We start from the raw sequence: 13153 nt of genomic DNA, 5'->3' as shown, positions 1-13153 counted from the left end.
GGGCCCCCCCCCCCGGGGGGGGCCCCCGGGAAGGGCTTATGGCACCAGCGTGAAGTTGACGCCGGTGGCGTTGGCCAGGCTCAGGTCCACCGACGGGGTGGACTTGGTGGCGTAGCCGGTGGCAGAGGCATCCACCAGGTACTTGGCGGTGCCTGGCGTGCTGGCGGCCGGTGCAAACACCAGCGGCAGGGTGGCGCTATAGGCGCTGTACTGCGCGGCAGCCAGCGGCAGCTTGCCGATGCTGTAGGCGCCGCTCGCCAGGTCGGCGTTGGTGTAGCGCAGGGTCACGGTCGGGCCGCCGGTGATGGCCTGTTTGGCCGACAGCAGGGCCGACTCGGTGGCGCTGGCCGGGGTCAAGGTGGCCGTGCCGCTGATGCTGCCCATATTGCTCAGGGCCAGCAGCTTGAGCGGCGCCGCGGTGGTGCTGATCGGCACCATGGCCGTGGTCGAGGTCACCGGCACCCCGCCCACCACATAGGCGGCATGGGTGTTGGAGGTCACCACCACGTCGTAATTGCCGACCGGCAGGCGGGTCAGGGCGAACTCGCCGTTGCTGCTCGGCACAGTGGCGGCCACCACCTGGCCGGCCTGCTGGGCGCTGACGGTCACGCCATCGCCCAGCGCGGCCGCTTCCAGCACGCCGTTGATGCCGTTCAGGGCGGTCGGCACCACTTTCACCACCGGCTTCAGCGCGTACTTGCCGTTGCCCTTGGTGACGATGGATTTGCAGGCGTCGAAGTCCAGCACCAGGTCATAGCGCTGGCCGGCGGTGGCGGTGAAGTTGGCGTTCATCTTGATGCCGCTTTGCACCGCGCTTGGCGTGTCGAGCGAGGTCTCGCTGCCGCCGGTCGGCACCACGCTGTTGGCCATGCTGTTGCCGGTATTTGCATCCAGCACCAGGCGCACCTGGTTGTAGGTGCCCGCTGCCAGCGAGGTTGTGCCCAGCGCTTCCAGCACGCCGTTGGTCAGGTTGAGCAGGTTGATCTTGCGCGCCGGCGACAGGGTGATGTCGGTCCAGCCACTGTCGTTTTCATTGGCGCTCGAACTCTGGTTCACGCGCACCTTGCTGACCGTGACATTGACGGCGTCGAAGCCGCAGGCCGGCGCGTCGGTCATCGACACGGCCAGCGTAGCCAGGGTCTGGGTCGGCGGCATTTGCGGACTGTCGCCGCCACCGCCGCCGCCGCAGGCAGCCAGCAGGAGGGAAGGAAGGAGCAGGGCGAGGTTCTTGTTCATGATGTGCCTCTCAAGGTTGTAGGTGCTCTTCGATTATCAGTTCCAGCAGGAAAAATTATATGTGCGCTTCCGCACATAGTAACGAACTGTTACATGTACACAAAAGGCGCCCAGAGGGCGCCTTTCGCAGCTAAGTGGAGCCCTTAAGGCTTACCGCAGGTGTAAGTCTTGAGCAGGTTGTAGGCGGCCATTGCGCGCACCAGGCCATAGCCGAATTTATCGTCGCGGCCCTTCACGCCCAGGTCTTCCGCGCTGGCGTTGAGGGCGCTGCGCACATCCGCCTGGCTGCATTTGGGGAAGTGGCTCCACACCATGGCAGCCACCGCCGACACGTGCGGCGTCGCCATCGAGGTGCCGTCGTAATAGGCGTAGCTGTACGGAGCCACCGACACGGCGGCGGTCTGGCCCAGCCTGGCGAGCAGCGCGTTGCCGTCGCTGTCGGACACCGATACCGAAGGGATCTTGGTGACCGTGGTGCCCAGCGTGCCGGAGAAGCTGCCCGCCACGTTGTTGTAGATCACCGCGCCCAGGCCGCCGCTCTTCTCGCAATTGGACACTTTCACGGCGAAGTCGATGGAGCCGCGCTGGATCAGGCACACCTTGCCCGACACAGCGGTGTTGATGGTGTCGCCGATACCGAAATTGGCCAGCGGCGCACTGGCGCTGGCTTTTGGCGAACCTTCCATTTCGCCGGCGGCGAATCCGGTGCCGCCCACGGTCAGCGAGGAGAGGGCGCCGCTGCCGGTTGGCACGGTCGACAGCACGCCCACGCCTGGCGCCGCGATCTCCACCTTCTTGTTGAATTGCGAGAAGGTGGCCCAGGCCTTGTTCACGTCGAGCGCCGCCACCGAGACCACCGAGGCATAGCCGGCTGGATAGGATTGGGTGCGGTTGCCGTCGTTGCCGGCGGCGGCCACCGACAGCACGCCTTGTTTCTGCAGGTTGGCAAACGCGGTTTCCTCGGTGCGGCTGGAACGCGCGCCGCCCAGCGACATGCTGATCACGCTGGCGCCTTTGCTGCCGCACTGGTTGGCGGCCGCCGCCAGCGTCGACGAATAAGCCCAGCCGTCCGCGCTGAACACCTTGACGATGTGCAGCGGCAGCTTGCCTTCGCCGGACACGCCGACCACGCCCTTGTTGTTGCTGATGGCGGCGATGGTGCCGGCCACGTGGGTGCCGTGGTGGTTTTCATCGGTATTCCAGCTGCCGGTGCCGGAGTCATTGAGGCCGGCCATGGTGTTGCCGCTCAAATCTTCATGGCTGGCATCAATGCCGGAATCGATGATGCACACCTTGCGCCCGCTCAGGCCGCTGGGGAGGGCCGGCAACTGGTCGGCCTGCACCATGAGGATGCCGTAAGGAACCAACTGGCCGGGGTGGGCGGCGTCCGCCGTCGCCAGCGCACTGGCCAGCGGGTAGCGCTTGACGTCTTCCTCCACGTATTTGAAATGCGGATTGTGCTGCAGCCCAGCCAGGGCCTTCACCGGGATGGTCATGGCCACGGCGTTCATGCCGAAGATAAAGCGGATGTCTTCTCCTTGCGCTGCGGCAATGGCGGTCTTGGCCTGGTCGGACATCTTGGCGTCGAACGCCACGATCACGCGGATCTTGTCCGGTGCGGCGGCGGAAACGGGCGCTGGCACGGCAGCGGCGACGATGGCGGCAATCGCGCCGGAGAGGATGGCATTGCTCAGCTGCATGATTGGCTCCCTTGAATAAATGCTGGCTTAAGTCAGCATAGGAGACCGCCTTGCAGACGGCAATCCGAAAATGAAAAAGCCCGCCACCAGGGCGGGCTCGTGTTGCGGCGAAGTACGCCTTATTTGCCGCAGGCCTGGGCTTTCAGGTAATCCAGCGCCGCCTTGGCTTGCACCAGGCCAAAGCCGAACTTGTCGTCGCGGCCTGGTGCGCCCAGGTCGAGCGCAGTGCCGGTCAGCGCGGCGCGCACCTGGCTGGCGCTGCAGTTCGGTACGTGGCTCCACACCAGCGCCGCCACGCCCGACACGTGCGGGGTCGCCATCGAGGTGCCGTCATAGTAGGCGTAGCTGTACGGGGTGACCGCCACGGTGGCGGCCTGGCCCAGCTGCAGTTTCATGGCCGCGCCCTCGGTATCGCTGGCGGTCAGCGAAGGAATATTGGTCACCGTGGTGCCCAAGGTGCCGAGGAAGGCGCCAGTGTTCGGCGTGCCGTCGGCCGCCACGCCGCCGTTGTACACCACGGCCGCCACGCCGCCGCTGGCCTGGCAGTTGACGACCTTCTCGGCGAAGCTGATGGCGCCGCGCTGGATCAGGCATACCTTGCCCGCCATAGTGGCGTCCACCGCCGTGCCGGTACCGAAGTCCGCCAGCGGCGCGGTGGCGGTCTTGCGCGGCGAACCTTCCATGGCGTTCGGCGCATAGGTGGTGTTGCCCACGCTCAGCGCGGACTGGGTGCCGGAATCGGTCGGCACGGTCGACAGCACGCCCACGCCCGGCGCTGCGATTTCCACTTTCGGGTTGTACTGCGAGAAGCTGGCCCATTGCTTGTTCTCGTCCAGCGCGCCCACCATCATCACCGAGGCATAGCCGGCCGGGTAGGACACCACGGTATTGCCGTCGTTGCCGGCGGCGGCGACCGACAGCACACCCTTGGCGGCCAGCGCGTCGAACATCTTCTCTTCGGTCTTGGTCGGCTTGCCGCCGCCGAGCGACATGCTGATCACATTGGCGCCGGCGTCGCCGCACTGCTTGGCGGCGTTGGACAGCTTGGAGGAATAGGCCCAGCCGTCAGCGCTGAATACCTTGACGATGTGCAGGTTGAGTTTGGCGCCGGCATTGACGCCCACTACGCCGCTGCCGTTGTTGACGGCGGCAATGGTGCCTGCCACGTGGGTGCCGTGATGGTTTTCATCGGTGTACCACCAGCCGGTGCCGCGGTCGTAGACGCCGGCCATCTTGTTGGCGGCCAGGTCGACGTGGTTGCGGTCGATGCCGGAGTCGATGATGCACAGCTTGCGCGCGGCGCTGCCTTCGCTGACCTTGTCGGCCTGCACCAGCGGGATGCCATATGGGGTCAGCTGGCCCTTCTGGTACGGGTCGCCGGACGGCGCGTCAAGCGCGAACAGGTAGCGCTTCTCGTCGGTTTCCACGTAGCTGACGTGCGGATTGTTCTGCAGGCCCTTGAGCGCGTTGGCCGGCACTTCCACCGCCATCGCATCCATGCCGTCGATCTCGTCCGCCACCACGCCCTTGGCCTGGCCGACGGCGTTTTTCACTTCGGCGGCCTTGCCCTTTTGGAAGGCTACGATCACACGCACTTTGTCCTGGTCGGCGGCCGCACTGGCAGGCAGCGCGCATGCTGCGGCAACGGCTGCGGACAGGGTCAGTACCACCAGTTTCTTGCTTTGCTTCATGTCTTCTCTCTCCAGACGGGGTTTGTATTTGTGTAACCCAGCGTAAAGAGGAATGAGCATTGCGGCAATTGAATTGCAGGCATGCCTATACAATTTTTTGCGACTGTTGTATTCCCGGGTTAAGCCAGTAAAAGCTCGGATTCTGCGTGGAAATGAAGCTATAACCAGGCGAAGGCTTGTCGCAAAATGACACTCGCATCGGCGGTGATCGGTTCGCCGTGCGCCAGCAATATGCGCTCGATCGGCAACGCGTAAATTCTGGCGAGCGAGTCGCGCGCGGCCGGGCGGCGGGTGTAGACCAGGCGCAGCAACCGTGGCCAGGTGGCCTGGCCCAGCGCGCCGTTCAGGCGCAGGTATTCGCGCGTCAGCCAGTGCGGGTGGCTGCGCCAGTTTTCCACCAGGTCGGCGCTGACCAGGGTGCGCGAGGGACGGTGGTACAGCACGGTTTCCTGCAGCAGGCTGCCGGCGATGCTGACCGGTTCGATCTCGCCCTGCCAATCGGGATCGGGCGTGTCAGACAGCACGGCGTCAAAGCGCAGGTCGCGCCGCTTGCGCTGCAGCGCGGCCGGGCCGTGCAGGCGCGCTTGCGGCCAGCGCGCTTGCGCCTCGCCGGCGTACAGGTGGTGGAACATATTTGGGCAGACGATGTGGCGCACGGTGCCCAGCGCCTCCACCGCTTCCGCCAGCCCGCCGCCCAGCGGCACCGGCGAATGCAGCAGCAGGTCGCCGTTGGCAAAGCGCAGCACCGTCATGCGCGTGCCGACGCGCAGGCGGAGGAAACTCTGGGGCGCCGCGGCGGCCCAGACGTTGGGAGCGAATTGTTCGAGCATGCCGTTGTCTCCTCGTATTAAGGGCTGCAGGCCACGTTCCATGGGACGAAGTCGGTGCGCGCCGGCCGCACCGACAGGCGCAGCTCGCCGCCGATGTCGCTGCGGTAGACTAGCAGCGGCAAGCCGTCGGCGCCGCGGTCAAGGGCGGCGGCGCTGAAATTGCGCGCGCGCATTGGTGCACAACTGGTATTGCCGGCCATGAGCAGGCGCGCGCGCTGCAGCATCTCGCCCTTGGCCTGCAGCAGCTTGAGGATTTCGATCTCGGGCAGGGCGGCGCGCAGTTCGACCATCGTGGCCGGCGGCGTGCCGCAGCTGGTGGTGTGGTGCACCCACACATGCTGGCTGCTGTCCGTGCGCCAGCTGTCGTTGGCCTGCTGCGTGTAGCGCGTGCGCTCGACGCGGCACAGCGGCAGCACCAGGCGCAGCGGCGGTGCGTCGACGCTGGCGGTGGCGGCCAGCACGCTGGCGCCCGGCGCGCGTTCCATGCGCAGCGCGGGCGCCGGCATGCCGGGCGCGATGCGCTGCCAGAATTGTTGGAACGAGCGCTGCTCGGCCAGGGTCGGCGCGCGCACGCCCGCTGCTGCCGCAACGGCTGGCATCAGCGCAACAGTGGCGGCCATGAATACTGCATATCGCATCCAGTCTCCTTTCAATGCGCAACGATTATAGATATAATCCGCTCGCTACCGAAAGGTGGCAAACGCTAGGGGTCCTGTGCGGCGCAAGCTGCGCGGGTGAGAAATACCCTCCGAACCTGATCTGGATAATGCCAGCGAAGGGAAGCTTCAGGATGCGCCTGCGCGCGCGCCTAACCTCCTTTGCTGGCTCCTGTGCCAACCAAGGAGCCAAATGAACGCCAACGCAAAATTCCTCGCCGAGCAGGCCGAGGTCGATTCCGCAGCCGTTGCACCGCTGCCCAACTCCCGCAAAATCTACGTCACCGGCAGCCGCGCCGACCTGCGTGTGCCGATGCGCGAAATCAGCCTGTCCGGCGACAATGCGCCGGTCACCGTGTACGACACTTCGGGCGCCTATACCGATCCGGACGTGCAGATCGACATCCGCTCCGGCCTCGGTACGCCGCGCGCGGCCTGGATCGAGGAGCGGGGCGACACCGAGCTGCTGGACGGTCCGACTTCCGACTATGGCCGCCAGCGCCTGGCCGATGCCGAACTCGATGCGCTGCGCTTCAAGCTGCACCGCCAGCCGCGCCGCGCCAAGGCCGGCGCCAACGTCACGCAGATGCATTACGCGCGCCAGGGCATCATCACGCCGGAAATGGAGTATGTGGCGATCCGCGAGAACCTGCGCCGCCAGGAATACCTGGACGGCCTGCGCGCCAGCGGCGAGAAGGGCGTGCGCATGGCGGAGCTGCTGGGCCGCCAGCACCGCGGCGAGTCTTTCGGCGCGGCGATTCCGGAGCTGATCACGCCGGAATTCGTGCGTGAGGAAATCGCGCGCGGGCGCGCCATCATTCCGGCCAATATCAACCACCCGGAGCTGGAGCCGATGATCATCGGCCGCAATTTCCTGGTCAAGGTCAACGCCAATATCGGCAATTCGGCAGTGACTTCCTCGATCGGCGAGGAAGTCGAGAAAATGACCTGGGCCATCCGCTGGGGCGGCGACACCGTGATGGATCTGTCCACTGGCAAGCATATCCACGAAACCCGCGAATGGATCGTGCGTAATTCGCCGGTGCCGATCGGCACCGTGCCAATCTACCAGGCGCTGGAAAAGGTCAACGGCAAGGCCGAAGACCTGACCTGGGAAATCTTCCGCGACACGCTGATCGAACAGGCGGAGCAAGGCGTCGATTACTTCACCATCCACGCCGGCGTGCTGCTGCGCTACGTGCCGCTGACGGCCAACCGCATGACCGGCATCGTGTCGCGCGGCGGCTCGATCATGGCCAAGTGGTGCCTGGCCCACCACAAAGAGAACTTCCTGTACACGCACTTCGAAGAGATCTGCGCAATCATGAAGGCCTACGATGTCAGCTTCTCGCTGGGCGACGGCCTGCGTCCGGGCTCGGTGTGGGACGCCAACGATGCCGCCCAGCTGGGCGAGCTGAAGACGCTGGGCGAACTGACCCAGATCGCCTGGAAGCACGATGTGCAGGTGATGATCGAAGGCCCGGGCCACGTGCCGATGCAGCTGATCAAAGAGAATATGGACCTGCAGCTGGAGCAATGCGCCGAAGCGCCGTTCTATACGCTGGGCCCATTGACCACCGATATCGCACCGGGCTACGACCACATCACCTCCGGCATCGGCGCGGCGCAGATCGGCTGGTACGGCACCGCCATGCTGTGCTACGTGACGCCGAAGGAGCACCTGGGCCTGCCGAACAAGGCCGACGTCAAGGAAGGCATCATCACCTACAAGATCGCGGCCCACGCCGCCGACCTGGCGAAAGGCCATCCTGGCGCGCAGATCCGCGACAACGCGCTGTCGCTGGCGCGCTTCGAGTTCCGCTGGGAAGACCAGTTCAACCTGGGCCTGGATCCTGACCGTGCGCGCGAATTCCATGACGAGACCCTGCCGAAGGACTCGGCCAAGGTGGCGCACTTCTGCTCCATGTGCGGCCCGCATTTCTGCTCGATGAAGATCACGCAGGAAGTGCGTGAGTTCGCCGCCAAAGGCATGGTGGAAAAGTCCATTGAGTTCGTCAAGGGCGGCGCGCAGATCTACCGCGAGCAGCAGCCATGATGGAAATTGAGCTGAACGGCGCACCGCACAAGGTGCCGCCTTGCCAGACGCTGGACGCCCTGATCGCGGCCCTGCAGCTGGAAGGGCAGGCGCTGGCGCTGGCGGTCAACCGCCAGGTAGTGCCGCGCCAGCGCTGGCCGCAGGTCGCGCTGGCTCCTCATGACAAAGTCGATATCGTGCGCGCCATTGGCGGCGGCTGAAAGGATCATATGCAGGACAAACCACTCATCATCGCTGGCAAGGAATACCAATCGCGCCTGCTGGTCGGCAGCGGCAAGTACAAGGACCTGCCGCAGACGCGCGAGGCCACCCTGGCGGCCGGCGCGGAAATCATCACCGTGGCGATCCGCCGCGTGAACATCGGCCAGGACCCGCATGCGCCAAGCCTGCTGGACTTTGTGCCGCCGCATGAATTCACCATCCTGCCCAATACGGCCGGCTGCTACACGGCCAAGGATGCGGTCTACACGCTGCAGATGGCGCGCGAGCTGCTGAACGGCCACAAGCTGGTCAAGCTGGAAGTGCTGGGCGACGAGAGGACCCTGTTCCCCAACATGCCGGAAACCCTGGTCGCCGCGCGCGAGCTGGTGAAGGATGGCTTCGACGTGATGGTGTATTGCAGCGACGATCCGATCCAGGCGCGCATGCTGGAAGATATCGGCTGCTGCGCGGTGATGCCGCTGGCGTCGCTGATCGGCTCGGGCATGGGCATCCTGAATCCGTGGAACCTGTCGCTGATCATCGAGCAGTCGCAGGTGCCGGTGCTGGTCGATGCCGGTGTCGGCACCGCCTCCGACGCGGCGATCGCCATGGAGCTGGGCTGCGACGGTGTGCTGATGAACACTGCCATCGCCGCCGCCGGCGATCCGGTGCGCATGGCGCGCGCCATGAAGCTGGCGGTGCAGGCCGGGCGCGAAGCCTTCCTGGCCGGGCGCATGCCGCGCAAGTTCGCCGCCTCGCCATCGTCGCCGATGGCAGGGAGGATCGCATGAGCGACCGGCCTTGCGTGCTGGTGTTCTCCGGCGCCGATCCTTCGGGCGGCGCCGGCATGGCGGCCGATATCCAGGCCATCACCGCGATGGGGGCGCATGCCTTGCCGGTGCTGACCGCCATCACGGTGCAGGACAATAACCGCGTGCATGCGGTGCTGCCGGTGGCGCCGGAAGTCTTGCTGCAGCAGGCGCGCACCTTGCTGGCGCAGGTGCCGGTGGCGGCGGTCAAGATCGGCATCCCCGGCAGTGCCGAGAATGCGCTGGCGATCGCCCAGCTGATCGGCGAAATGCGCGCCACGCACCGCCAGGCCGCAGGCGCCGCGCCGGGCTGGGCGCAGAATCTGTACAGCGATCCGCCCGTCGTGCTGGACCCGGTCCTGCGCAGCGGTAACGGCGACGCGCTGGGCCGCGATGACGCCGCACGCGCCCTGGCGCCGCTGCTGCCGCTGGCCACCCTGATCACCCCCAACGGTCCCGAGGCCGCCGCGCTCGCCGCCGGTGCGCACGCCCAGGCCGCGCGTCCCGTCCTGGCCGTCGCCAATGGCGCTGCCGACGAAGGCGACGGCCGCCTGCCGCGCAGCGCCGTGGGCCACGCCGCGTGGCATGGCACCGCCCACGGCGCCGCGCTGGCGCATGCGCATGCCTTGCGCGCGATGGGCTGCAAGCACGTGCTGGTGACCGGCGGCCACGAGGAGGGCACCAATGTGGTGACCAACCGCTGGCTTGGCCCAGACTGCCAGCAGAACTGGAGCTGGCCGCGCCTGCCCGGCACCTTCCACGGCAGCGGCTGCACCTTGGCCGCATCCACGGCAGCCCTGCTGGCGCTGGGCAACAGCATGGCGCAGGCGCTGGGCAAAGCACAGAACTACACCCAGCGCGCGCTGGCTGCTTCGTATGCGATTGCCCCCGGCCAGCGCATCCCGCAGCGATAAGGAGAAACCATGCAAGGACTTTACCTGGTCACCCCCAACTGGGACGACACCGACAAACTGCTGGCCGTCACCGAGCAGGCGCTGCAAGCCGGCGTCGCCCTGCTGCAGTACCGCCACAAGGATGCCAGCCCGGCGCTGCGGCGCGAGCAGGGCGGGGCGCTGCGTGAGCTGTGCCACAAATATAACGTCCCCTTCCTGGTCAACGACCACGTTGCGCTGTGCCGCGAGCTGGGCGCCGACGGCGTGCACCTCGGTGGCACCGACGCGCCCATCGCGGAAGTGCGCGCCACGCTCGGTCCCAACAAGCTGATCGGCGCCTCCTGCTACGGCGAACTGCCGCGCGCCCAGGCGGCGCAAGCGGCCGGCGCCAGCTATGTGGCGTTCGGCGGCTTTTACCCATCCAGGGTCAAGCAATACGCCGTCACCACCCAGCCCTCGATCCTGCGTCACGCGCGTGAAGTGATCGAGGTGCCGCTGTGCGTGATCGGCGGCATGACGGCGCACAACGCGGCGCCGCTGGTGGCGGAGGGAGCCCAGCTGGTGGCCGCCATCAGCAGTGTGTATCTGGCAAATGACGTCGCTGCGGCGGTGGCGGAGTTTCGGTCTATAATTTCCCCATTAGCATAACCATAAGGTTGCCGCCCAATGAACGCCCAGCCTCCACAAAAGCGCCTGATCCTGATTGTCGACGACGACAAGATCCTGACCGAGTTCCTGGGTGAATTGCTGGCGCGCGCCGGCCATGACACCATGCTGGCCTACTCCGCCGACCAGGCCCTGGCCCTGATCGCCGAGCGCGAACCGGACCTGGCCCTGCTCGACATCCACATGCCCGGCATGTCCGGCCTGGAGCTGGCCAAGCAGCTCAACCGCAATACCTCGGTGCCGTTCATGTTCCTGTCCGGCCGCGGCGATGCCGATGCCGGCAAGCAGGCCGCCGCTTACGGGGCGGTCGGCTTTGTGGTGAAACCGGTCGACGAGCAGCACCTGATGCCTGCCTTCGAGGCCGGCCTGGCGCGCGCCGACGAGATCCGCCAGCTGCGCCGCACCGAGATCAACCTGAACGCCGCCCTGGCCGCCGGGCGCGAAACCAGCCTGGCCGTCGGCCTGCTGATGTGCAAATACCAGACCGACCGCAACACCGCCTTCGAAGTGCTGCGCGACCATGCCCGCTCCAGTCGCCGCAAGATCAATGAAGTGGCCGACCAATTGCTGGCCGCCGAGGAAATGTTGAACGGTTTGCATGCTGCTTTCAACTCACGTTTGAAAAAATAAAACTTTCCCTTAGCCACTGGAATGACGTAAACTACCGGTTGCGGGCCTCACCTCGCCCGCAGCCGTAGTTCCTCCAGTGGCCGCCCCTCCTTCGCGGCCCAGCAACATCCCTCGGCCCAGCTCCGCCGACAATTTTTCCTGCAGTGCGGAGAACCCTTTCATGAATATGTCGTTTGATTTGCATCCGGCGCCCCGGGTGCTGCACGTCGATCCCGACGAAGATTCGGCCGTGGTGCTGGCGACCTTGCTGGCCCCCGAAACCCATGTGGTGCATGCCGCCACCTACGAACAGGCGCGCACCTTGCTCGAGCAGGGCGAATTCGCGCTGCTGGTGATCGATCCCGACCTGCCCGACGGCGACGGCCACACCCTGATCCGCTATATGCGCCAGACTGACCACCACACGCCGGTGCTGCTGTATTCGGCCAGCCAGCCCATGCTGCACCACCAGGCGCACGCCTTCCTGCCCAAGCCGTGGACTTCGCCGCGCCAGCTATGGCGCACCGTGTCGCACATGCTGGGGCTGGAAGCGATGCTGCCGGCGCGGACGTAAGTTAGGACTTAGGCTATGCTGTCGCTTTTATCACATCGGGAGTTGTGCGATGAAGACCAAAGCGGCAGTAGCGTGGAAGGCGGGCGCCCCGCTCACCATTGAAGAGGTGGAACTGGACGGCCCGCGCGCGGGCGAAGTGCTGGTGGAGATCAAGGCCACCGGCATCTGCCACACCGACCATTACACCTTGTCCGGGGCCGACCCGGAAGGCATCTTCCCGGCCATCCTCGGTCACGAAGGCGCCGGCGTGGTGGTCGACGTGGGGCCGGGCGTCACCTCGCTGCGGAAGGACGACCATGTCATCCCGCTCTACACGCCCGAATGCCGCCAGTGCAAATTCTGCCTGTCGCGCAAGACCAACCTGTGCCAGGCGATCCGCGCCACCCAGGGCAAGGGCCTGATGCCTGACGGTTCCAGCCGCTTCTCGCTGGGCGGCCAGCCGCTGTTCCATTACATGGGCACCTCGACCTTCTCCAACTACATCGTGGTGCCGGAAATCGCACTGGCCAAGATCCGTCCGGACGCGCCGTTCGACAAGGTGTGCTACATCGGCTGCGGCGTGACCACCGGCGTGGGCGCCGTGCTGTTCACGGCCAAGGTGGAGGCGGGCGCCAATGTGGTGGTGTTCGGCCTGGGCGGCATCGGCCTGAACGTGATCCAGGCGGCCAGGATGGTGGGCGCCGACAAGATCATCGGCATCGACATCAACCCGGCGCGCGAAGCAATGGCGCGCCAGTTCGGCATGACCCACTTCATCAACCCGAAGAACGTGGAGAATGTGGTGGACGCCATCATCCAGCTGACCGATGGCGGCGCTGACTATAGCTTCGAGTGCGTCGGCAATACCCAGCTGATGCGCCAGGCGCTCGAGTGCTGCCACAAGGGCTGGGGCAAGTCGATCGTGATCGGCGTGGCGGCGGCGGGGCAGGAGATTTCCACCCGGCCGTTCCAGCTGGTGACCGGCCGCCACTGGCTCGGTTCCGCTTTCGGCGGCGCGCGCGGCCGTACCGACGTGCCGAAGATCGTCGACTGGTATATGGAAGGCAAGCTGAAGATCGACGAGCTGATCACCCATACCCTGCCGCTGGAACGCATCAACGAAGGCTTCGACCTGATGGAAAAGGGCGAGTCGATCCGTTCGGTCGTCGTGTATTGAGCATCCTGGGCGGCATTTTCTGCCGCCTGTCGCAAAACCCGCGCCGCCCCGGCGGCGTGTGGCTACATTGGCTCCT

13 protein-coding genes and 1 riboswitch are annotated in these 13153 nt (G+C 65.9%); of the genes, 8 read left to right on the top strand and 5 right to left on the bottom strand.

Annotation, left to right across the window (positions count from 1 at the left end; translation table 11 throughout):
• Positions 1–36: 36 nt before the first annotated feature.
• The 5 genes from AAHE99_RS25515 to AAHE99_RS25495 form a co-directional block, all read right to left on the bottom strand.
• Positions 37–1236, bottom strand: coding sequence for a DUF4382 domain-containing protein (locus AAHE99_RS25515; RefSeq protein ID WP_342120707.1), 1200 nt, complete (start codon positions 1234–1236; stop codon positions 37–39).
• A 143-nt stretch (positions 1237–1379) separates the two neighbouring features.
• Complete coding sequence (locus tag AAHE99_RS25510; protein WP_342120706.1) at positions 1380–2936, bottom strand: S8 family serine peptidase; 1557 nt, start codon at positions 2934–2936, stop codon at positions 1380–1382.
• A 119-nt stretch (positions 2937–3055) separates the two neighbouring features.
• Positions 3056–4627, bottom strand: coding sequence for a S8 family serine peptidase (locus AAHE99_RS25505; RefSeq protein WP_342120704.1), 1572 nt, complete (start codon positions 4625–4627; stop codon positions 3056–3058).
• A 158-nt stretch (positions 4628–4785) separates the two neighbouring features.
• Complete coding sequence (locus tag AAHE99_RS25500) at positions 4786–5457, bottom strand: DUF4336 domain-containing protein (RefSeq protein WP_342120702.1); 672 nt, start codon at positions 5455–5457, stop codon at positions 4786–4788.
• 17 nt (positions 5458–5474) lie between these two features.
• Entirely contained in the window at positions 5475–6095 is a 621-nt protein-coding gene (locus AAHE99_RS25495; protein WP_342120701.1) for a hypothetical protein, read from the bottom strand.
• Positions 6096–6152: 57 nt separating this feature from the next.
• A riboswitch (TPP riboswitch) is annotated at positions 6153–6255 on the top strand.
• A 51-nt stretch (positions 6256–6306) separates the two neighbouring features.
• On the opposite strand from AAHE99_RS25495, the gene thiC reads away from it, so the two are divergent.
• The 8 genes from thiC (at position 6307) to AAHE99_RS25455 (ending at position 13077) form a co-directional block, all read left to right on the top strand.
• Positions 6307–8169, top strand: coding sequence for a phosphomethylpyrimidine synthase ThiC (gene thiC, locus AAHE99_RS25490; protein WP_342120699.1), 1863 nt, complete (start codon positions 6307–6309; stop codon positions 8167–8169).
• A complete protein-coding gene (thiS, locus tag AAHE99_RS25485) occupies positions 8166–8369 on the top strand; it encodes a sulfur carrier protein ThiS (protein ID WP_342120698.1) in 204 nt (67 codons plus the stop codon). Before thiC ends, thiS begins: the two co-directional genes overlap by 4 nt.
• A 9-nt stretch (positions 8370–8378) precedes the next feature.
• Positions 8379–9161: a thiazole synthase gene (locus AAHE99_RS25480; protein ID WP_342120697.1), complete on the top strand. Its 783-nt coding sequence runs from the start codon at positions 8379–8381 to the stop codon at positions 9159–9161.
• Positions 9158–10093 carry a bifunctional hydroxymethylpyrimidine kinase/phosphomethylpyrimidine kinase gene (thiD, locus tag AAHE99_RS25475; protein ID WP_342120696.1) on the top strand — a complete coding sequence of 312 codons (936 nt, stop codon included), beginning with the start codon at positions 9158–9160 and terminating at the stop codon, positions 10091–10093. The genes AAHE99_RS25480 and thiD overlap by 4 nt, the downstream gene beginning before the upstream one ends.
• Positions 10094–10102: 9 nt before the next feature.
• Positions 10103–10720, top strand: a complete 618-nt coding sequence (gene thiE, locus AAHE99_RS25470) for a thiamine phosphate synthase (RefSeq protein WP_342120695.1) — start codon at positions 10103–10105, stop codon at positions 10718–10720.
• Between the two features lie 18 nt (positions 10721–10738).
• Positions 10739–11368 carry an ANTAR domain-containing response regulator gene (locus tag AAHE99_RS25465; RefSeq protein ID WP_342120693.1) on the top strand — a complete coding sequence of 210 codons (630 nt, stop codon included), beginning with the start codon at positions 10739–10741 and terminating at the stop codon, positions 11366–11368.
• Between the two features lie 160 nt (positions 11369–11528).
• On the top strand, positions 11529–11921 hold the full coding sequence (locus tag AAHE99_RS25460; RefSeq protein ID WP_342120692.1) for a response regulator: 393 nt from the start codon (positions 11529–11531) through the stop codon (positions 11919–11921).
• Positions 11922–11970: 49 nt separating this feature from the next.
• Entirely contained in the window at positions 11971–13077 is a 1107-nt protein-coding gene (locus AAHE99_RS25455; protein ID WP_342120690.1) for an S-(hydroxymethyl)glutathione dehydrogenase/class III alcohol dehydrogenase, read from the top strand.
• Positions 13078–13153 lie beyond the last annotated feature (76 nt).

The organism is Pseudoduganella sp. OTU4001, assembly GCF_038440195.1.
Lineage (GTDB): Bacteria > Pseudomonadota > Gammaproteobacteria > Burkholderiales > Burkholderiaceae_D > Rugamonas.
Note: the sequence above shows the minus strand (reverse complement) of the source record. Positions and strands in the feature narration are given on the sequence as shown.

Coding starts and splice junctions, on each gene's coding strand:
- AAHE99_RS25505 (WP_342120704.1), bottom strand. CDS start 4,627: ATGAAGCAAAGCAAGAAACTGGTGGTACTGACCCTGTCCGCAGCCGTT.
- thiE (WP_342120695.1), top strand. CDS start 10,103: ATGCAAGGACTTTACCTGGTCACCCCCAACTGGGACGACACCGACAAA.
- AAHE99_RS25510 (WP_342120706.1), bottom strand. CDS start 2,936: ATGCAGCTGAGCAATGCCATCCTCTCCGGCGCGATTGCCGCCATCGTC.
- thiD (WP_342120696.1), top strand. CDS start 9,158: ATGAGCGACCGGCCTTGCGTGCTGGTGTTCTCCGGCGCCGATCCTTCG.
- AAHE99_RS25455 (WP_342120690.1), top strand. CDS start 11,971: ATGAAGACCAAAGCGGCAGTAGCGTGGAAGGCGGGCGCCCCGCTCACC.
- AAHE99_RS25500 (WP_342120702.1), bottom strand. CDS start 5,457: ATGCTCGAACAATTCGCTCCCAACGTCTGGGCCGCCGCGGCGCCCCAG.
- AAHE99_RS25480 (WP_342120697.1), top strand. CDS start 8,379: ATGCAGGACAAACCACTCATCATCGCTGGCAAGGAATACCAATCGCGC.
- AAHE99_RS25495 (WP_342120701.1), bottom strand. CDS start 6,095: ATGCGATATGCAGTATTCATGGCCGCCACTGTTGCGCTGATGCCAGCC.
- AAHE99_RS25515 (WP_342120707.1), bottom strand. CDS start 1,236: ATGAACAAGAACCTCGCCCTGCTCCTTCCTTCCCTCCTGCTGGCTGCC.
- AAHE99_RS25465 (WP_342120693.1), top strand. CDS start 10,739: ATGAACGCCCAGCCTCCACAAAAGCGCCTGATCCTGATTGTCGACGAC.
- thiC (WP_342120699.1), top strand. CDS start 6,307: ATGAACGCCAACGCAAAATTCCTCGCCGAGCAGGCCGAGGTCGATTCC.
- thiS (WP_342120698.1), top strand. CDS start 8,166: ATGATGGAAATTGAGCTGAACGGCGCACCGCACAAGGTGCCGCCTTGC.
- AAHE99_RS25460 (WP_342120692.1), top strand. CDS start 11,529: ATGAATATGTCGTTTGATTTGCATCCGGCGCCCCGGGTGCTGCACGTC.